This is a genomic window from Paraburkholderia unamae, assembly GCF_003268775.1.
GTDB classification, from domain to species: Bacteria; Pseudomonadota; Gammaproteobacteria; order Burkholderiales; family Burkholderiaceae; genus Paraburkholderia; species Paraburkholderia unamae.
The window spans coordinates 26271-45149 of record NZ_QLSU01000036.1 but is presented as its reverse complement, the minus strand read 5'-3'; the positions used below and the strand labels follow the sequence as shown (position 1 = coordinate 45149).

Here is an 18879-nt window from a genome sequence, read left to right as displayed (position 1 = left end):
GCGGCGGGAGAAAAATCAGAAGCGCCAGCGGGCGCCGAACTTGACGGATGTTCCGGTGCTGCCTTTCTTGACCGTGACGCTCATGCGCGTCGACGGCGGGATTTCCGCATAGGCCACGCAGCAGGAAATGTCGTGCGTGTCGGGATTGATGAGCGGCAGGACCTGCACGTGAGTGCAGCCGGCCAGGGTGAGCGCAGCGAGCGCGGCGCGGATCACGACTGCGCGGCCGGTGCGGCGGACGCCTTAGCAGCAGCGCGCGCGGCGCGCGCCACCCACCAGTTGCGCGCGGCGTGAATGATGGTGACGATGGCGCCCGAGATGAGCAGTTGCACTTCGAGCGGCATCGGCAGATGACAGCCGCCCGATACCCACTGCACGGCAGGCACGAGCGACGCCGCGGTGAGCGTCGCACCGCCCGTCACGATGCTCGACGTTTTGTCCATAGATCCTCCTTTCGAACCGGCGCGCGGCCGGAAAAAGAAAAAGCCGCACGAGGCGGCTCCTTGATGGTCGTTTGATCGGCTAGGCAGTCGGCATGACGTCGGTGAGCATCGCGCTGCACAGGCGCACGGCCCGGCTCTTCACCTGCCCGTACCACGCCGAGTCCTTCATCTCTGCGGCGCTGGCGCTCCAGTCGTGCGCCTGCATCGCGGCGAGCGCCTTCTTGAAGCCGAGCAGCCGGGTGATGCCGAGGTTGAAGCACATGTTCGCGATCACGCGCTGGCGCACTTCGCTCAGCGTGCGCCACCACGGCAGATAGGCGTCGAGTTGGTGAAACGTGTCGGCAACATCGGAGGTCAGCAACTGCGTGATCTGCGCGTCGGAGAGCGGATAGGTCCAACCGGCGGGCAGCGGCGAGGCGTCGAGGTTGTGCCCGACGCCCGTCGTGTTCTTCGGCGGCGTGGACGTGTCCTTGTACGGCCAGCGCCGCACGGCCTCGTCGCGGCGCAGCTCGGCGTATAGCAATGTCAGATTCATTCGCCCGCCCCCTTACGGCCGCCGTTCTTGATGAGGTAAAACGCCTGAAGCAGGATGTATCCCGCCGTCAGGAGCGCCACCCACCAGTTGATGTCGTGGCTCTGAAGCCAGAGCCAGAAGTTGCCGCCCACGGCCGGCGCTGCCTTCACAACGCTCGCAGCAAGGTCGCTTCGATTCATCAGGTCCCCGGTAAAAAAAGGCCGCCCGAAGGCAGCCATATTGCGAAACGTATTGGTGAGGTTTTTCGGGACTAGATCTAGTCCGGCCACACGAGCGCGGGCAACTCCGCAAGCAGATCGGGAATCGTCGGCGGGGCACGCTTGCCCGCCTGAACATCAGCGAGTGCCTGATAGCAATACGACCAGCAGGCGTCTCGCCACGCGATGCACGCTTGCCCTTCGGCGGCGAACTTCGCGTTTGCACTGGTCGCATACGTGCACGCCGACAGGATGCCGTCGTAATTGCGCTCGCTTGCCTTGCTGTCGAGCAAAGCCTGCACTGCGATCGTGTAATCGGAAACGGTCGGCGCGGTATCCGACGCAGCGGGCGCTGTCACGACAGCCGCATCGGGGGCCGCAAGCTGATACTGGCCAGCGGCGTTGACGACCCATCCGTAAAGCAGCTCTGTGGTGCCAGCCGGGTTCTGCGCCAGGTATAGCGCGTTCGACGCGGCCTCCGCTTCGGCCTGCGTCGCATAGATATAGGGCGGTTGCGGAATCGCCATCACATCACCTCGTTCGACAGGAGTTCGACTTGCCAGTTAATGTTTGTCGAGGCCGCGCCCGTCACAGTGACCTGCAATGCGCCATTCGTCGTGTCGGCAGACAGTGCGAGCGCCCAGGCTGAAGCGGCCGACGAAGCGTAAGGGCTGCTGATCGACGATCCGACAATGGAGATTGTGCTCGCGCTCGCGCCGCGCATAACCAGCGCATCCCCTTTCCACACCTTCGCGACAGTACCGCTCACGGAGTTGCGAGCGACAGCGGTCAGGGTGACGTACACGGCAGAATTGTTCCGCAGTACAAGCTGGTTCGTCGCAGACGCGCTGGCCCCATCTGCCGTAGCGACGGCCGCCAACGCGCTCGCCGTGGAGATGCGAAGTCCGGTAAGGGTGAATTGCGAAGCGCCGACTCCACCACCCTGATGGCCAAATGCAACCTGCCCGGCAATTGAATTCGTGGTCCCATATTGCCCTGTCGCAAGCGATGCGTAGCCGGAGGCCACACAGCTAACGCCGATAGCCGCCGCCTCGCTGCCCGAGACCGTATTGAATGCACCGATCGCCATGCCATATGCCGCGCTGACGACGTTGCCGCCGCCGATGGCGCATGAAATGACACCGGATGCGACTTGTGTGGGGTCGTTCCGGTAGATCTGCAAGTCAATTGCCCTGCTCCCACGCTTGTTCCCGCCCGTCGTCGCTCCGTCCGCAATCGCCAGAGCAAAGGAGCCAAGCCCCTTTGGAACATAGGCCGCATCCACGTTCGTTGCAGCGTTGCTCGCCGTCAGAGCAACAACAGGGGTGGTGGCGTTAGGCGCTGCCGTCGATAGCGAATCAGTGAAATCTGCCAGGCCACCCGATGACGTGGGCAACTGACTGGTCGGCACGAGGCCATTCGCGTCGAGCGTAGCCAGACCGCTCGCAGCACCCTTCTGCGCGATGAATTCGCTGATCTGCTTCTGGAGCTTGCCGAGCGCGCCGAGCACCGTATCCGCCGTGCTGATGACGGCATTCGTCGCCGTCGACAGGCCCGTTAGCACCGTCGCGAGCACGCGCGATGGCGTGAAGTACTGGTTCGTCGCGCCCTCGGGAACGGCGTCCGTGCTTCCGGGTGACGCGCTGATCTCGATGTACGCCGAACCGCTCCAGCGATAGATTTTGCCGCTGTCGTCCGCGACGTAGATCTTGCCGGTTTCGCCCGCCGCCGGAAATGCCGCGAGATTCGCATACTCGAGTACATCGTCCACGTAGCTCGGCAGATAGGCCGCCGCTACCTTGCCGGTCGAATCGAGCGGCGCGACGCCGTTCGCCGCGCCGACTGCGCTCGCCGCCACCGCGCCCACGTCGGCCGCCGCCGGCAGCGGGTGCGCATGGTCCGAGCGCGCGGCAGTCGCCGCTGTGCCAGCCGACGCGCCGCCCAGCGCCGCGCCGACCACATTGCCCACGGCCGCCGCGCCGGCCGCAACGCCGTCGAGCTTCGTCTTGTCCGCCGCCGACATCGAGCCAGCAGCGCTCTCGGTGGCCGCGTTGATACCCAGCGTGGGATTCGAGCCGCCCGTCGACGTCAAGGGCGCCGTCACGCTCACGGTGCCCGAGCCGCCGCCACCGCCGCTGCTGTCCGCGCCCGCGTGGACGAAGATCTCCCAGTTGACCGTGTCGGCGTCTGGCGTCGTGGGCGTCGTGCCAGCGACGATGCGCCGCCACGCCGAGCCAGCGTAGGTTGCGAGATCGTTCACCGCATAGGCGGCGTCGCCCGACCACGCGCCGCGCGGCGTAACGCCGGCTGGGCCCTGCGCGCCCGCGTCGCCCTTGTCACCCTTCGCCCCAGTTTCGCCGATGTCACCCTTCGGGCCCGCGTCGCCTGTATCGCCCTTGGCGCCAGCGTCTCCTTTGTCGCCCTTCGGCAACGTGAGGTTGAGCTTCTGGTTCGGCACATCGCCAGTGATCGAGGCCGCCGCGGTATCGCCCTCTTCGACGGTGCCGATGGACAGCGCGGCACCTGCGCCGCCGCCGTTTTTCGCCAGATCATTGAGCCTGGCGATGTAGTCCTTCTGCCCCGGATAAAACATGTCACCCATCAGGCCTCCTGAATCGAAATCGAGCCGGTGTAATTCGCCACGAAGTCATGCACCAGCGAGCCCAGATCGGAGAGCTTTCCCCAGATCTGGTACTGCTGTTCCTGCAACGGGTCGGCGGACTCGGGAAAGAGGCTCACGAAGACCGGGCGCGCGAAGCCGCTGCCGCGCAGGATCGACATGAACTGATCGCGATCCACCGGCGGCATCCACGAGAGGCTCACCGCGAGCGTTCGATACTTCGTGCCACGATCCGTGATGAGGTCGCCCGCGTCGTTGCGCGTGTTCGTCGTCGAATCCTCGACCGCGAGCTTCGGGCTCCAGTCCACGTTGTTCGTCGGCGACCAGTACGCGCCGGCCACGAGGCGCGAGGCCTCGATGTAGCCCGCTGCGTTGTCCGGGTCCGCGAGATCGATCACGAGCTGCTCGACCGCCGCATGCGCGAACCACGCGACGGCGTACGTCCCGCCGCCGAACGCGAATGCGTTGCAGCCGAGCGACTGCGTGCCCCATCCGAACAGCCCGAGGGGCGCGTACGGACATGCAGGCCGCGCGCCGGTATCGAACGCGGGAACCGTGTCACCGGCCAGCGCGTAGCCGCGCACGCGCATCGTCGCGGTGCTCGTGAGGTTGCAGAACGGCAGCACCACGCACGCGACCAGCTCCGGCGTCGGCCACGTCGCCGTGATCGTGGCGCTCGTGCCCGTCGCGCGCCACACCTGCGACTTCAACTGCGTGCGCAGGTTGGTGACGGGCAGCGCGCCCGCCGTGCTGCTCGCGCCGAGCGTCGCGCGGTCCGCTGCGTTGTCGTAGACGACGCGCAGGTTAGGCATTCGCCGTCTCCAGGCGCGCAACGCTGAGACCCACGAGCGCGAGCTGCACATTCAGCGCGGCGAGCATCTCGTCGGTCACGTCAGCTTGCAGAATCGGGCGCTGCATGTGCTGGGGCTGCTCTGCCTGCTGGCCATCGACCAGCACCTGCTCGTACGTGGTGAGCACCGGGCGGCGAAACGGCTGCGGCATGACGTCGTTCGGGAAGTTGATCGACAGGCTGAGTGCGGTGGACTTGCGAACTTCGGTTGCCATGTGGGCTCCTGAAATGAAAATGCCCGCGCGCGGCGGGCTCGAAAACGGGTGACGCGGCCGCTCTAGCCGCAGAGATAAACGCACGCGACCTGCCTGACCTCGGCGGCGCTCGCAAATGAGATGGCTTCTCGCGCCCGCGCGACCGTGTAGCCGCGCAAGACGTCGTCGGACTGGCGCATGCCCTTGCCGGGCGTCGACGACGTGACGATCAGGTCGCCTGCCTCGATGTCGCCGCCCTCGCCGCAGACATTCAGTTGCCCCTCGCCTAGCGCGTTCATCGTGAGCACGGAATACGAATCCTTGATCGCCTCGTATTCGGCGCTCATGACGTTTGTTCCATCCTCTTCGGTGTGGTCGATGAGCGCGGCGGGCTGCGCGCGCGACAGCGCACCACCGACCGAGGCAATCACGCCGATGGCGCCCTTCTGCGTCGGCTTCGACGAGGTCGCCACCTCAAAGATGGTGTTCGACAGGCCGCCGCGCCCGCGGCACTCGACGTCGATCACGATGTCGCCTTGCGTCATCTCGACGCCATTCGGATACAGCGCATCGTGCGAGCCAGTGAACGGGCCATGCGTGCCCGACTCCGCATAGAAGGCGTACCCGCTCGCCGTGCCCACGAGGCCCGATGCCGTCACCGCGATGTTCTGGCCTCGAATCGCGTGGCAGTTGTAGCTCGACTGCCGTGCTGTCGCGGTGAGCGCCGTGAGGTCGCCGTAGCTCGTCGTCACCACTGGCGTGTTGGACGTGTAGTACTGGTTGCTGAAGTTGGCGATGCCGACAAGCATGTTGTCGACCTGAATGACCCCGGCGCTGTTGATCTCCAGTGCGTAGCCGTTCGACGAGTGACCAGTACCGACATTCATCGTCACGCCGTTCAGCGTACCCGCATTGACCTGGCTCGCGTTGATCGTGCCCGAGTAGATGACGCCCGCCGCGAGCGTGCCAGCGCCGATCTGGTTCGCTGCGAGCGAGCTGGCATAGGCCAACGTCCCGAGATTCGTCACCTGTGTCTGGCCGTTGAGCGCGCCGGTCACCTGCGAATTCAGGTTCACGGTGTTGAGCAGCGCGAGCGCGCCGAGGCCGCTCACGCTGCCGTTCGATAACTGACCGGTCACCTGCGTGGCCAGATTCACGGCGCTCAGCGTCGCGAGCGCGCCGAGACCCGTCACCTGTGACGTCGTCACGCTGCTCTGCGTGGCCAGCGAGCCGAGCCCCGACATATTCGCCGTCGTCAGCTTCGTGCCCGCGCCGAGGATGATGTTGCCGCTCGAATCCTTGACGGTGAGGTTGCGTGTGTCGAGCCGGTCAGCAGTGAGCGAACCCGCGACCACCTGTGACGCCGAGATCGCACCAGCCGCGACCGTGCCGAACGTGACCGCGTTCGCCGCGATGGACCCGGCGACAATCGCATTCGCCGCGACGGCCGCCGCCGTCACCGAATTCGCCGCGAGCGCGGGCGTCGTCACCGCGCCCGTACCGATCTGCGTGCTGGCGATCGTGCCGACGAGATCGCCGGTGTTCACGACGGCAACCCACGACGAGCCGTTGATGCGATAGATCTTGCCGTCCGTCGTCAGGAGCACGACCTTCGGGCCGGTGTAGCCGGTCAATGACGGAAGCGTTGCCACGATCCCGACCGGCTGGATCGTCTTCGCGAAGTCCGAGACATCGACGGTATCCTGCGTCGCGAGGTCGCCCAGGCCGGTCACGCTGTCCGCCGGCACCGTCACATTCGGCGGCAGGCTCACCGGTAGCAGACGCGGATTCGTCGCCTCCAGCAGGATGTCGCAATAGTTGACGATGGCTGCCATCAGATGAGCACTCCAATCGTGATGCGGCCGGAGAGCCAGTCGCGGTCGATCGACACGACGAGGCCCGTTTTCCCGGCCGCGAGCCCGAAGCGCTCGTGCGTGATCGTCATCGCGTCGCCCAGCTCGACGAGCATCAGCCAGGCGTATGCCGTGAACTGGTAGACGTGGCGCGGCACCTTCCAGAGGTTCAGCCGGCGCTGCGCCTCGGCCTGCGCGTCGGATTGCACCAGCAGGTTCGTGTCGACTTCATCCGGCTCCGTGGTGAGGCTGTAATTCGCTGCCACCGCGGCGTCGCTCGCCGTGACCGTGACCCACTCCTGCGCGAACAGGTCCTTGCTGGACTGCGGGATGCCCGTTTGCAGCTGGTTCTGGACGGTGTAGTTGTGGCAGAAGCCGAGTTTCACGGCCGCCTGCACGGTCGAGCGCTGCGAGATCGCGAGACTGCGCGACTCCATGTCCGACGCAGTCACCGACCACGGCGTGCCGCTTGCCGGTAGATCGAGTTCGACGAGCCGCAGCAGGCCCGCAGTCGTCACGATCAGCGATGCGCCCACGGACGCCGCAAGGCCCTGGCAGCAGTCCAGCACGTTCGTCTTGTCAGACAGGTCGATGCCAACCGCCTGCGGGTGCGCCGCGTCGAACGCCGCGAAGTTCGCAGTGTCAATGTCGGCCGCCGTGTAGCGCTGCGCAGCCGTGCCATAGCGGGTTGCGAGGCGTTGGATGATCGGAGCCGACGTATTCGCGTAGCCGCCGGTGTTGTCGCCCTGGGCGCTCACCGTGATCTGCCCCACGGGCGACTGGTTGAGCGTGAACTTGCCCGCGGCGAGGTCCGGCGTGATGGACACCGGCGCGCCGTTGTCGCGCACCTCGATCACGCGCTCAATCGCCCCCTGATGGATCTGGTATTCCAGCGTCGCGGTGTTCGTCGAGAGTGGCTCCACGTTAAAGGCCTCGCCGAACAGCACGGGAAGCAGGCGATCGGCGTTCTGCGTGCCGTCGTTGAGCGTGGTGTCGGTCACCGACGTGTTGAGGCGCTGGAGCTTGTCGGCGAGCTGGAGCACGAGGCTCTCGCGCTTCGTCGTGTTGATGTCCTGAATCACGCCGTCGAGGATCGGCCGGAACTGCGCGCGCGGCCAGCGCACATCGCCGAAGAAAACGCGGATGCGCCGGTTGACCCACACGTCGTCGAGCCACGCATCGCGCGAGCCGTCGTCGTTCGCGATCTCGAAGTCACCGAACGAGATCGACGCGGAGCCGGTCAGGTCGATCGATTCCGAAAACTTGACGCCGCTCTTGATGACCGGCAGGTACGCCGTGTTCGCGGGCGCGTCCGCCGGGCCGGTCGTGTAGCCGCGGTTCGACAGGTAGCGCGTCGTCTCGACGCCACCCGTCTGCACCTGCGCCTCGACCAGCATGCAGCGCGCGGCCGCAGGGTCTTGCAGCCACGCAATGAAGTCCTGATCGGTCATAGGCCTTGAAATGAAAAGGGGCACCCGAAGGTGCCCCGTGTGGAGTTGCTACGCTCAAACCAGAGCGGGCTTTGCGCTCGTCGTGCGCAAGTTGATCTCGGCCGCCTTCGTTGTGCTGTCCGAAATCGTCTCGGCACTGCGCGCCGTAGCCGCCGCGATGGCTGCCGCGCTTTGCTGCGTCGCCTGCACCACCGCGCTCTCCATGCGATCGAGGCGCGAGACCACGTCCGCATTCGCCGACCGGCCATACTGCGACCAGTCGATGTTGAGCAACTGCGACAACTTCTGGTTGTTCGCCGACGTGATTACCGCTTCGCCCTTGTGAAGCTCGGCGCGGTAGCCATCCCACGGCACGACGTCGAGACCACCGGCGTGCGAGCCGTCGAGCAGCGACTTCTGGAGATCCGCCTTGATCTGGTCGAGCGTTTCCTTACCGCTGTAGAGCTGGTCGGTATAGAACTGGAGGCCGCCGGCGTCCGCCTGCCGCCCCAGCACCTGCTGGTACAGGTTCCCGATTAGCTCCTGATCGGCGCTGTACTTGAAGTCCGCAATCGTCTTGCTGCCGTTCGCAAACGAGTCCGTCCAATAGCTGACCTCGTTCGCAGTCGGCGTGCGCCCGAGCATGCTTTGATACAGGCTCGTGACCTGATCGCTGCCCGTCGCGGTGCCGTTGCCGAGCACCGAAGCCAACTGCGCCGCGATCTCGCTCGGCAGCCCCTGGAGGATTGAAGGCACCTCCGATTGCAGGCCCGCCGCCTGCTCAAGCGCATCGAGCGTGGCGAGTTGCTGCGCGAGCTGCCCCATCACCCCCTGATACTGCGAATTCGCGCTCGAAGCCTGCGCCGATGCGATGTCGCGCAGTTGTGTGAGCTGGTCGAGCGACTGCTGCGAAAGCTGCCCACTCGCGTCGCTCTGCGACTGCAACGCATCGCCGAACGCGCTCAACTGCGAGGTGACCGACGCGAAGATCTGCGTGTACGTGTCGGAGCTGGCGTAATACGACTGCGCGAGCTTCAGGTAGTTGTCGGCCGCCGACGACAGATTGCCGATCGCGGTCTGGTCTCCGCCCTGCGCCTTCGCCAGCGTGTCGGCATATTGCTGCGCCGCGTCCGCGAGCTTCTCGCTGGGCGTTTCCGTCGACAGGTCGCCGGTCTTCAGGCTCTGCACGTAGTCGCGCAGCTGCTTGATCTGGTCCGTGAGCGTCGAGACCGCCTGTTCCTCAGTCTGGTAACGCTTCGTGATCAGGTCATTCAACTGCGTGGCCAAGTCGATCTGCTGCGTAAGCGACACGCCGCCACCGGTCATTTCTGACCACAGCGTGCTGATCTGTGACGACGTATCAGCATCGCTGCCGGTGATCGTCGAATTGATCGTATCGACTAGCGAAGAGGCGTTCGTCTTGTTCGTGTACAGCGACTGTGCACTCGACGAGAGTGTCGAGATTGCCGCCTTCTGCACAGCCCCGATGACTGGCTCAGCCTGCGCGACCGCCGATGTCATTTGCGCGAACGCTGGAGCTAAAGAAAGCAACGCGTTTTGCAGGTCCATCATCGGCTGCGTCGAGGTATCCATGTTCTCAACGAGCGCCTCAAACTCTGCATTCGTCTTCGGCATGGCCACACCGAGTGCATCGAACTTCGCCTTCAACTCACCTTGTGCCACTGCGGCCTGTTGGCTCGATGTGTACACCGCACCGTAGTAGTTTTCCCAAAGCGCTTGCTGAGCGTCCGCCGCTTGCTGTGCCGCCTGGGCCTGCGCCTGCTCGTTCTCGATCATCGTTTCGAACGATGGGGCAAGCGCGAGCATGGATTGGTAGAGCGATTGGCCTGCGCCAGTCGTCAGGTCCAGTGACTCCACAACCGCCTTGAACTGATCCTTAGTCTTCACTGAGCCTTCGCCCAGCGCATCGAGTTGCGCCTGAACGTTGGCCGCCTGTGTGGCGTACTGCTCCTGCGTGGTAGTGAAGTTTTGCGAGTAGTACGAAAGCTCAGACGAGAGCGTGTCCATACCACCTGCCAGATTCGCTATTGCTGCCTGCGCGCTCGTACCTGCGTTCTTAAGGTTTGCGAAGCTCGGACCCAGCGCCTTTACGGTATCGAAGAACGTCTTCATCGTCTGAAGCTCGCTCTCGATGTTCGTCACATCGTCAGCCGTCAGCGTAGATGCATTGAACTGAGCCAGATAGTCCGCATACGGCTTGTCGAGATTTGCCATTTGCAGCGACTTGACGATGGAGCGCTGAAGCTCAAGCGTGAAGTCGGTCGCAACCGTGTTCGCATCCTTCACGCCTGATAGTTGCGTGCGGTCACTGGTGTCGTTCAGGTTTTGGACGAAGCCCGCTTCGACCCAACTATTCCCCTTGCTGGGCGAAAGCTCCCAGCCAGCGTGATACGTGCCGAGCCCTTCAAGCGAGCCACCGAGCGCGCCCGCAAGCGTCTTGATCGTGTTGTACGTCAGATCGACGTTTCCAACGGTCGTGCCGCTTTCGGTGGCGTTCATACCGCCACTGGGGCCAGTCCCGACCTTGCTCGTATTCGCTGCCGTGCCGTCCGCTGTCGAATAAACGCCGCCGTAGCGGGTTTCCCCACCACCGAACAGGCCGCCAACAACCTTACCAAGCACCGAGCCAACCACGCCACCGATAACGGTACCCAACACCGGGATAGGAATGGCAAGCGATCCAGCAAGCGCACCGACACTGCCTCCGACTTCGGAGCCGGTAGTGCCGCCAATCACCTTACCGATACCGTAGCCCGAAGCCGCCGATCCCAACGCTCCGAGCGCATCCGAGCCCGTGAAGTTGGTCCCGAAAAGACCAGTGCTCGTGCTATTCCCGCTATTCGTGAATCCGTAGGCATTGCCCGATCCCGCACCGTACATCGACGCGTAATACGAGGAAGCCGAACCGCCGACATTAGACCCGAGGTTATACATGCCCGCCGCGGAATCCTCGCCAGCCAGCACCGCACCCGTAGCCTGAGATTGCGCGCTCTTTGCCGTCGCCCAATCGTAAAGCGACTTTATCTGATCGCTAGAGCCCAGCAATTGCGTAACGCTCGTGCCGCTCGTGTTGTTCGTGCCGAGCAACGCATTCTTCACGGACTCGCCCTGAGTCACGCCTGCGATTTCGGCCACAACCTGAATCACCCACTTCTTAGCGAATGCTTCGTATAGCGCATTAACCACCGTGACTTCGAACGTGTTTACTAGCGACTTCGTGAAGGACTTCCAGCCCGCCTCCCCGTCGCTCAGCATTTGCAGGAAGCCGTTGTGGAAATCCGTACCGATGCCATCAATCAGCGATTTCCACTGCTGAATATTGTAGGACTGCGCCTGATCCACCAGCCATTGCTCATAGGCTGCAATCAGCTTCTTTTGCGCTTCTGTGCCATCGCCTGCCTGCTGAATCAGATCCTGCCACTTCTTCGCCTCGATAGCGGTCAGCGCGTCAGCGCGTTGCTGTGCGTCGGCAATCGAGTTCGCCTGAAATTGCTCGTGCTGCTTTTCCAACTGCGTTGCCGCTGCCAGCGCGTCCTGCTGGGCTACGATAGATCCCACCACCTTTGCCCGTGCATCGGCCTCCGCCATCAGGTCCGATTGCTGTTGCGCGCTGAGCGGATGCCCCTCACGTTGCGCCTTCGTGATCGTCTCGCGAGCCTCCGCTTCGTACTTCAACTGCGTGGCCAGGAGCTTGCGCTGCTCACCCTCAGTGCCATAGAGCGCGAGGTCCTGTGAAAGCGCATCCTGCGCAGACTGCTCCGCCTGCGCCCATTTGTCCACTTGCTCGTTATACGCCTTCTGCGCAGCCTCCGCGTCCTTCTTCGCTTGGATCTGCTTTTCGAGCGCCGCGAGAGTCTGCGCGTAGCCAAGCTGCTCCTTCAACTGCGCGTCCGACACCTTGCCGATGCGATCTTTCTGTGCGAGGCCGAGTTGCTGCTCGATCTGCAACACCTTCTTGTCGCCATCGCTGATCTTTGCTTGCGCGCCGCTGTATTGGTCCATCAGCGCGAGCTGCTGCTCTTGCGCTGCGATTTCAGCTTTCAGATTCGCGACCTCGCGATTGCTCGTTTCATCGGCGTGCGACGCGGGGGTCTTTTCGGTGTACTTCTTAGTGATGTCGGCTGCGGCCTTGTCGTAAAGGCCGCCGCTGAAGTTGCCAGTGTGCACGTCGAACGAAACGCCCTGGTACTTCGACGGCATGACGCCCGTGTTTTCATACTCCTTTTTCAGCGCCGCAAACTGCTGGTACAGCTTGCTCATCTCCTGCTGTCGAGCATAGTCTTTGTCGAGCGTCGTCAAGCTGTTTCCCAACGCCTTGTCCGCGTCGAGTGCCGCCATGTGAATGTCGTCGTTGATCTTTTGTTGAGCAGTGAACTTCTGCTCGTTGTCAACAAACGCCTGCTGGTTGGCGAGTTGATTCTGGAGATCCGTAACGCGCTGCTGGAGCGCTGCCTGACTACGATAGACAACCGCGCCATTTTCAGTCACGTCGGCACCGCCCGAAGCGAGCGATGCCTGCGCGTCCGTGAGTTGCTTCTTCAGGTCTGCGAGCTTATCTTCGGCGGCAGTCGGCTTTCCAAGATTCATCATCTGGCGCCACGCCGAAGAGGCTGCATCGCCGACCGCCTTCCATGCAGCAGGAAGCCACCCAAGTTGCTGCTGCTGTCCGCCCAGCGCCGCCGTAAGAGCATCCGCGGTAGCCTTCTCAGCCGCGCTCTTTTCGCCCATGTCCTCAAGGGCTTTGATGTGGTCGTATTCCGCCAACGTGAGGAAGTGATACTGCTTGTTCTGCTCTTCGGCCCACTTGGCAACACCATCGGACATCTTCGTGTACTGGTCGAGCACCTTGTCGGCGCTCTGCCCGGTCGCGTCCGACATCGCAATCACGGACTTTGCGACCGCTTCCAGCGCGTCCCCGCTGAATCTGCCCGTTTGAATCAGGCCGGTCAGGACCTTTTGCGCCTCGGTCGTGCCGCCGGAGATCTTCCCCAGCGATTCGGCGAGCTCGCCTACCTGCCCAGCCGTCATGCCCGCATAGTTGCCGGTGGACGCCAGCGCCTTGTTAAGCCTGTCCGATTCTGCGTAGCCCTTGTACATCGCGACGCCCATCGCCGCGATGCCCGCGGTTACGACGCCGATACCCAGGCCGAGCGGGCTCATGGCAATGCTGAGCGCGTCGGTCGCCTCGGCCATCACCATCAGTGAACCACCGAACTTTGACCAGTTCCCTTGCGAGATCTCATGGCCTAACACCACGAGCTCGGTTCGCGCGCGCGTCGAATTCAGCGAGAACTCATGCATCGAATTCGAAGCCGCATCCTGCTTCGCCTTCGCGGCGTCGAGCTGCGCGAGGTAAGGCGTGAGCGCATCGCTCGGAATCCCACGCTGCTGAGCGAGCGCCTGGTAATACTGCGAACTGGACTTGCTCCCCGCCTCCATCGCCGCGGTCGTGCGCTGGATCGACTGGATCATGCTCCGAGTCGCGTTGTCGACCTTCTGCGACGACGCGGCGCCACCGTTACCGATCGAATCGATAGCCTTGCCAGCGGCAGCGCCCTGCGACGTCACGGACTGCGCCATGTCGCGAGCGCTGTCCTTGACGTCGTTGAAGCCCTTGCGCGCTTCCGTCGCGTCGACGGTCACTCCAAGCTGGACTTTACGGTCATCAGTCGCCATCGATCTACCTTTGCATCAAAAGAGAAGGGCCGCCATCGACGGCCCAGCCACATCGCGCATCACTCTTCGCGCATCACATCCAGAGCCGATTTTTCGAGGTGTCGCACGTCCTCGAACAACTCGTCGGCATCCGACGCACTCAATCCAAGGCGATCAATCAACGTGAGCGCCACGTTGTAGTCAAGCCCATACGCGCCGCCCATGTTCGTCCGCCATTGCGTTCCGAGGCGGCAGAACAGCGTCACTGCATCCCAGTTCTCGGGCCAAACCTCCACAACGTCCCTGCGCAGCATCGCGCGAATGTCGAAGGCGTTGGCCGGGCCCTTCCCGTCTGGCCAATACAGCGCTTCTGCCGCCTCCGTCAGTTTCCCAGGCGGCCCTGCGTGATCGCGACGCGGTACGTGTCCATGATCGCCGCGATAGCTGCCGGAAGCTCATCGGCGAGTTGCTGGACATTCTCAAGCGTGAACGGCTCGTCGAGGTTCCAGCCATCGACCACCTGCATGACGTACGCAGCATTCGCCGTGCCGGTCTTTTCCATCACGTTCGCCCACGAGAAGTCCTCGTCGGCAACGCGTTCTTCCTTCGCTGCGGCAGCGACCTGATCGACAAATGCACCGTACTCCTTACGAGTCCGGTACTTGTAGGAGACGTCGATCGCGGCTTCGGTACCGTCCAGCATCTTGAACTTGACGGCGTGCGAGAAGTTAGCCGGACGGGTGCCGAGTGCGAGCTTTGCCATGATGGATTCCTTGATCTGTTGTATGTAAAAGCCTCGCCGGGGAGAATCCCCGACGAGGAAAGGACCGTCACCGGCCCCAAGGAGAAACTTACGATGCGTAGCTGATGGAACGGCCGAGCAGCGACAGTGAAGCCGTCACCTGGTTGGCCTGGTTCACGTTGAGCTGCGGCATTTCCGACACAGCCATGTAGCCGTAGCCGTAGCTGGCCACGCCGCCCGACAGGACCATCTTGAAAGCGACCTTGCGCAGCGTGCGGCTGATGTCGAGCATCTGCTGGTAGTTCGCGTTCGATGCGTCATGGCCGAGCGTCAGCGTGATCGACGTCGGATTGAAGCCGGTCGGCACGTTGATCGAGTTGCGGCGTGCCAGCGGGCTGATCGTGGTGAACTTCGGATCGCCGCCCGACGTCGAGATCGTCAACACTTGGGGAATCTCGACCCATGCGCTCACGAGCTGCGCCGTGCCGGCGCCCCCGCCCGGATTGAACGAGTCCGTGTCCGTCGTGTTCAGCCCGAGCAGCGAGAACGTGTCGGGCGAAAGCTGATCGATCTTGTAGACCGAATCGGTCACATCTTCCCAGCCGGAGCTGATGAGGATTTCGTTGCCATCGACGAAGCCGTGTGCCGCCGAAGTAGCAACAGCCGGGCTCGCGTTGCTCAGCGCACTGATGACCTTCGCGGCAGCGAACGTCTCGCTGAAAAAGAACTTACTCCCTTCGGGGAAGCTGTAGCTCAAGGTGATTCTCCTTACACAATGGGACAAAGCGCCCACGACGGGCGTAAAAAAGCCCGCGGCGACTTCTCGCAGCGGGCACCTCTCAAAGCCCGTTCGGGCAACTGAAAACTATCGGTTGCGGTCGTCGCGTCAGCGATCGGACCAGATGGAAAAATCTTGCTGCTTGCCGTACCGGTTCAGGTCGGCGTCGTTCGTCGAGATCGGGCCCGCCATCGGTTTGGCCGTGAACGCCTCGGCGGTGACGAGTGCAGCCTCGATTTGCAGAGCGATTGCGTCCGCTTCGGCGCGCCGGTCGCTCCAGACATTCACCTGAAAGAAGCCGTTTTTTGACGACGCCACCTCTTTCGCGATCGGATTGAGCGTGAGGCCGCCGATCTGCTGGTACGTCGCATACGGGCGCGGCGTTTTGAATGGCGCGGTGTCTGGAAACACCCGGCCGCCGACGAGCGGCGCAAGCGCCGCCTCGATGTCAGCTTCTACGGTCATGACTTGCCCTCGTCGATTCGCTTCAGCAGCTCGGCCTCTGCCGCCTCAACTGCCTGCGGAAACAGTGCCTGCGCGGGCCGCACGAATGGGCGCGCACCGACGTGTTTCGGCTCTGGAAGCGGCGCTTTCTTGTCCGTGTACCACTTCCCATCCTTGCCGAGATACACCTTGAAGCGCTGGAAGTGGCCGTTCTCGACGAGCCAGCCATGCGGCGCTTTCTTGTGGTTCCAGCTGACGTGATAGGTCGCCAGCCCCTGGCCCGATTCGCTCTGGCTGTAGACCTGATAAATCGAATTGGCTAGGTTGCCGGTCACGCGGCCGATGCTCGCGACGTTGACCTTCACAGCGTTGTAGAGCACCTGTGCGCCAGCTTGCGCCGCCGGGCGCGCCGCCTCTTCGACGTCATCGCCCAGCTGGTCAAGTAGGCTCTCCAGCGCGGCCGTGTCCGCTCGAATCGTCATGCTCAATCGATCACCTCGCAGACGAGATCCACGAAATTGCGCTTTGCGAAATCCGGCAGCACAGCCTTGATGCTGAAGGTCGCGCCACCAGAGACGAGCCGCATACCCGCCGTGACGTCCGTTCGCCATCGGACGCGAACGCTCGCCTGAACGATGCTCACGTCGGCGCCTGCGGCGATCTGCGCGCGCCCGGTGTTCGCGAGCACGTTGCAGGGCACGCCCTTTGCCACGTCAACCCATTGCGTCGAAGGCTGGCCGCCTTCTTCGCGGCCGTCGTCGGGCGCCTGCAACGTGGCACGCTGATTGAAATCTCCGATTCGCATCAGGCGTACCCCATGATTCGATACGGATCGAGCAGCGTGTCGACATACGGCAACGCCTGCACCGTCACGCGATACGCGACCGACACCTCCTCGCGGTTCTCAAACAGCGAGCCGATGCGGAGCAGCATCCACGTCTTGATGCCCTCGGGAACGTCTGCCGCGTCGCCATAGCCAGCCGTAAAGCTGATCTTGACGGCGTTAGTCGTGTTCAGCGTGTCGGGCCAGTATGTGCCAGCCTTCGGCGTGAGCACGCCCGGCTCGCTGACGTTGTCGACCACGTAAAGCGACGGGTCCAGCGTCTGGACCGCCCCGCTCGAATCGGTGAAGGTCACCTCGTCGACCGACTGGAGCCGCGGGAACGGGATGTCAATCTTGCTGCCACGGAACCGCACCGCGTAGTTGCGCATCGTCATCCACGCAGCGGGCAGCTGGTCGACGGGCACATAGCCGGGGATCACGCCGTAGTACGTGTAGAACGGGAACGCGTCGAGATACAGGTCGTACTTCTGCGTCACAAACACGCGGCGGCAGACGTTCTCGGCATGGAATCGCGCGGCCACGATGAGGCTCTTGAGCTTCACGTCCCACGTGGTGTCCGCCGGGTCGAGATTCAGGTGCAACTTCGCTTCGTCAAGCGATACCGGCTCTTCGGCCGGCGCCTGTGTGAGCCGGATGCCCATGCTTACTGCGCCGGTTGTACGGGCTCAGCGCCGTCCGCCTGCTTGGCCTCGGATGCTGCCGCGGCGACCTCCGCCGCCGCTTCCGGGTCTGCCAGCGCCACCTGCTCGGCACCCTGCTTCGTCGCATAGGTGACGGCGTCCGGGTGATCGTCAACCGCACCCGCCGCAGCGAGAGCTTTGATCACCGTGTCGGGGCCGGTCACGATCTGACCACATTTGAGGCTGAGTCCGAGATTGCTCGTGAGCACGCGCGCCTGCGCCGTTTGAGTCTTTGCCATGTTCAACTCCGATGGAATTCGAGAAACGGCGAACCGTGGTCCGCCGCTGCGTATTGGTCTCGCTTACGTCGCGGAGTTGACGTAGGCCTTCACGGCGCCGCCGGCGTCGATCATGTTGCCGCCGGTGCGCAGGAAGCCGACGAAGCCGATCTGGCCGTTCAGCGTGAACGCCGAGTCGGTCATACGGAAGATCGTCAGGTCCATCACGTCGCGGATCGTGTACTTCGAGAGCTGGCCGAAGAGGATCGACTTCGCGTTCGCAGCCATCACCGGCATGTCCTGGTTGATGGTGATCGGGCGCCCCATCAGACGATCCGGCGCGCCGCCGTTGACCATCGCGTCAGCCTCGTAGCCCGGCACAAAGATCGGGCGATTCTGGCCGTCCTTAATCTTGCGCACAGCCTGCACAGTGCTGTCGTGCATCATGTAGCCGACACCGGGCTGCCCGCGATAGGCCGGGTCCACCGAGTGCTCCAGATCGACAAAGTCGTCGTAGGTCACGGTGACCGTTTGACCGGTGGCGCCGATCTTGCCCGAGCTGGTCGCCGTCACGATGCCGCGCGGCTGGTTGACGCCAGTGCCCGCCGTGAAGTGCGTGTTCTGGATGCGGCCGAGGCGCATCGCGAGCAGCGCCTGAATGTAGGCTTCGATGTCGATGAAGCTGTCCTGCACCAGTTCGAAGGGCAGCGCGATCTTCTTCGAGCTGTACTTGAACACGTCCAGCGTGAGGTTGCCGAACGCGGTGTCCTGGCCGGTCACGGGGGCATTCTGGCCAACGATTTCGCCAACTTCGGCGGTCGGGTCGGTCGTCGGGAAATTCATCGTCGCGCCGGTAGCGGTGCGGATCGCATGCGCCACCTGGCGCATGCCGCCGAACGCGCGCATCGCGATTTCGAGCGAGCGCTGATACTCGGTCGCGACCGTGAAGCCGCCCTCCGTGGTGGTCGTCGTCGACATCGCGTTGCGAATGTCCGGCGTCTGGCGCGCGAGCATGCGGGCGCGGTCCTCGTCGGCCATGTTCGACACGCCACCGGCCATGAAGGAGCGCAGCGCGCGCGATTCCTCGCCCTGTGCGCCCGGCGTGCGCGTCGCAGCATCCATCGCGGCGGCGTGCTGCGCAGCCGGATCATCAGCGGCGAGCTTCGCGCGGCGACCCTCGCGCGCGATGTCCGCGTCGATGCCCTCGATCTCGGCGAGGATGGCGTCCATGCGCTCGGCTTCGGCCGCCGGCATGCGCTGGTCCGCCGGATACTTGTTGTTCAGCTCGTTGGCTTCCTTCGACTTCTGGTTGCGCAGCTCGCGCAGCTGTTGAAGCTTCATATAGCTCTCTCCATTCAGAGGTGACCGCTCGCGC

Annotated in this window: 20 protein-coding genes; all 20 read right to left on the bottom strand. The window is 63.6% G+C overall.

Annotated elements, in window-relative coordinates:
- Window positions 1-15: 15 nt before the first annotated feature.
- Complete coding sequence (locus C7401_RS37695) at window positions 16-216, bottom strand: hypothetical protein (protein ID WP_112177131.1); 201 nt, start codon at window positions 214-216, stop codon at window positions 16-18.
- A complete protein-coding gene (locus tag C7401_RS37690) occupies window positions 213-443 on the bottom strand; it encodes a hypothetical protein (RefSeq protein ID WP_112177130.1) in 231 nt (76 codons plus the stop codon). Before C7401_RS37690 ends, C7401_RS37695 begins: the two co-directional genes overlap by 4 nt.
- Window positions 444-522: 79 nt before the next feature.
- The gene (locus C7401_RS37685; protein WP_112177129.1) at window positions 523-978 is read right to left on the bottom strand and encodes a lysozyme family protein; all 456 of its coding nucleotides are present in this window, start codon (window positions 976-978) and stop codon (window positions 523-525) included.
- On the bottom strand, window positions 975-1157 hold the full coding sequence (locus C7401_RS37680; protein ID WP_112177128.1) for a hypothetical protein: 183 nt from the start codon (window positions 1155-1157) through the stop codon (window positions 975-977). The genes C7401_RS37685 and C7401_RS37680 overlap by 4 nt, the downstream gene beginning before the upstream one ends.
- 77 nt (window positions 1158-1234) lie before the next feature.
- Complete coding sequence (locus C7401_RS37675; RefSeq protein WP_112177127.1) at window positions 1235-1702, bottom strand: hypothetical protein; 468 nt, start codon at window positions 1700-1702, stop codon at window positions 1235-1237.
- Window positions 1702-3777, bottom strand: coding sequence for a hypothetical protein (locus C7401_RS45210; RefSeq protein ID WP_181565794.1), 2076 nt, complete (start codon window positions 3775-3777; stop codon window positions 1702-1704). Before C7401_RS45210 ends, C7401_RS37675 begins: the two co-directional genes overlap by 1 nt.
- Window positions 3777-4607: a hypothetical protein gene (locus tag C7401_RS37665; RefSeq protein ID WP_112177126.1), complete on the bottom strand. Its 831-nt coding sequence runs from the start codon at window positions 4605-4607 to the stop codon at window positions 3777-3779. Before C7401_RS37665 ends, C7401_RS45210 begins: the two co-directional genes overlap by 1 nt.
- Complete coding sequence (locus C7401_RS37660; protein ID WP_112177125.1) at window positions 4600-4860, bottom strand: hypothetical protein; 261 nt, start codon at window positions 4858-4860, stop codon at window positions 4600-4602. Before C7401_RS37660 ends, C7401_RS37665 begins: the two co-directional genes overlap by 8 nt.
- Before the next feature lie 62 nt (window positions 4861-4922).
- A complete protein-coding gene (locus tag C7401_RS45405; RefSeq protein ID WP_220092895.1) occupies window positions 4923-6674 on the bottom strand; it encodes a hypothetical protein in 1752 nt (583 codons plus the stop codon).
- Window positions 6674-8143, bottom strand: coding sequence for a hypothetical protein (locus C7401_RS37650; RefSeq protein ID WP_112177124.1), 1470 nt, complete (start codon window positions 8141-8143; stop codon window positions 6674-6676). The genes C7401_RS45405 and C7401_RS37650 overlap by 1 nt, the downstream gene beginning before the upstream one ends.
- A 54-nt stretch (window positions 8144-8197) precedes the next feature.
- Window positions 8198-13819, bottom strand: a complete 5622-nt coding sequence (locus C7401_RS37645) for a phage tail length tape measure family protein (RefSeq protein WP_112177123.1) — start codon at window positions 13817-13819, stop codon at window positions 8198-8200.
- A gap of 59 nt (window positions 13820-13878) precedes the next feature.
- On the bottom strand, window positions 13879-14112 hold the full coding sequence (locus C7401_RS37640; RefSeq protein WP_112177122.1) for a DUF1799 domain-containing protein: 234 nt from the start codon (window positions 14110-14112) through the stop codon (window positions 13879-13881).
- A gap of 68 nt (window positions 14113-14180) precedes the next feature.
- Window positions 14181-14561 carry a phage tail assembly chaperone gene (locus C7401_RS37635; RefSeq protein ID WP_112177121.1) on the bottom strand — a complete coding sequence of 127 codons (381 nt, stop codon included), beginning with the start codon at window positions 14559-14561 and terminating at the stop codon, window positions 14181-14183.
- A gap of 88 nt (window positions 14562-14649) precedes the next feature.
- The gene (locus tag C7401_RS37630; RefSeq protein ID WP_181565793.1) at window positions 14650-15297 is read right to left on the bottom strand and encodes a phage tail tube protein; all 648 of its coding nucleotides are present in this window, start codon (window positions 15295-15297) and stop codon (window positions 14650-14652) included.
- Window positions 15298-15426: 129 nt separating this feature from the next.
- Window positions 15427-15783, bottom strand: coding sequence for a DUF3168 domain-containing protein (locus tag C7401_RS37625; protein WP_112177119.1), 357 nt, complete (start codon window positions 15781-15783; stop codon window positions 15427-15429).
- Window positions 15780-16244 carry an HK97 gp10 family phage protein gene (locus tag C7401_RS37620; protein WP_112177118.1) on the bottom strand — a complete coding sequence of 155 codons (465 nt, stop codon included), beginning with the start codon at window positions 16242-16244 and terminating at the stop codon, window positions 15780-15782. Before C7401_RS37620 ends, C7401_RS37625 begins: the two co-directional genes overlap by 4 nt.
- A gap of 2 nt (window positions 16245-16246) precedes the next feature.
- On the bottom strand, window positions 16247-16567 hold the full coding sequence (locus C7401_RS37615; protein ID WP_112177117.1) for a phage head closure protein: 321 nt from the start codon (window positions 16565-16567) through the stop codon (window positions 16247-16249).
- Window positions 16567-17247 (bottom strand): head-tail connector protein, encoded by a 681-nt coding sequence (locus C7401_RS37610; protein WP_112177116.1) that lies wholly within the window; start codon window positions 17245-17247, stop codon window positions 16567-16569. Before C7401_RS37610 ends, C7401_RS37615 begins: the two co-directional genes overlap by 1 nt.
- A 2-nt stretch (window positions 17248-17249) precedes the next feature.
- Window positions 17250-17525: a hypothetical protein gene (locus C7401_RS37605; RefSeq protein WP_112177115.1), complete on the bottom strand. Its 276-nt coding sequence runs from the start codon at window positions 17523-17525 to the stop codon at window positions 17250-17252.
- Between the two features lie 63 nt (window positions 17526-17588).
- The gene (locus C7401_RS37600; RefSeq protein WP_112177114.1) at window positions 17589-18845 is read right to left on the bottom strand and encodes a phage major capsid protein; all 1257 of its coding nucleotides are present in this window, start codon (window positions 18843-18845) and stop codon (window positions 17589-17591) included.
- Window positions 18846-18879 lie beyond the last annotated feature (34 nt).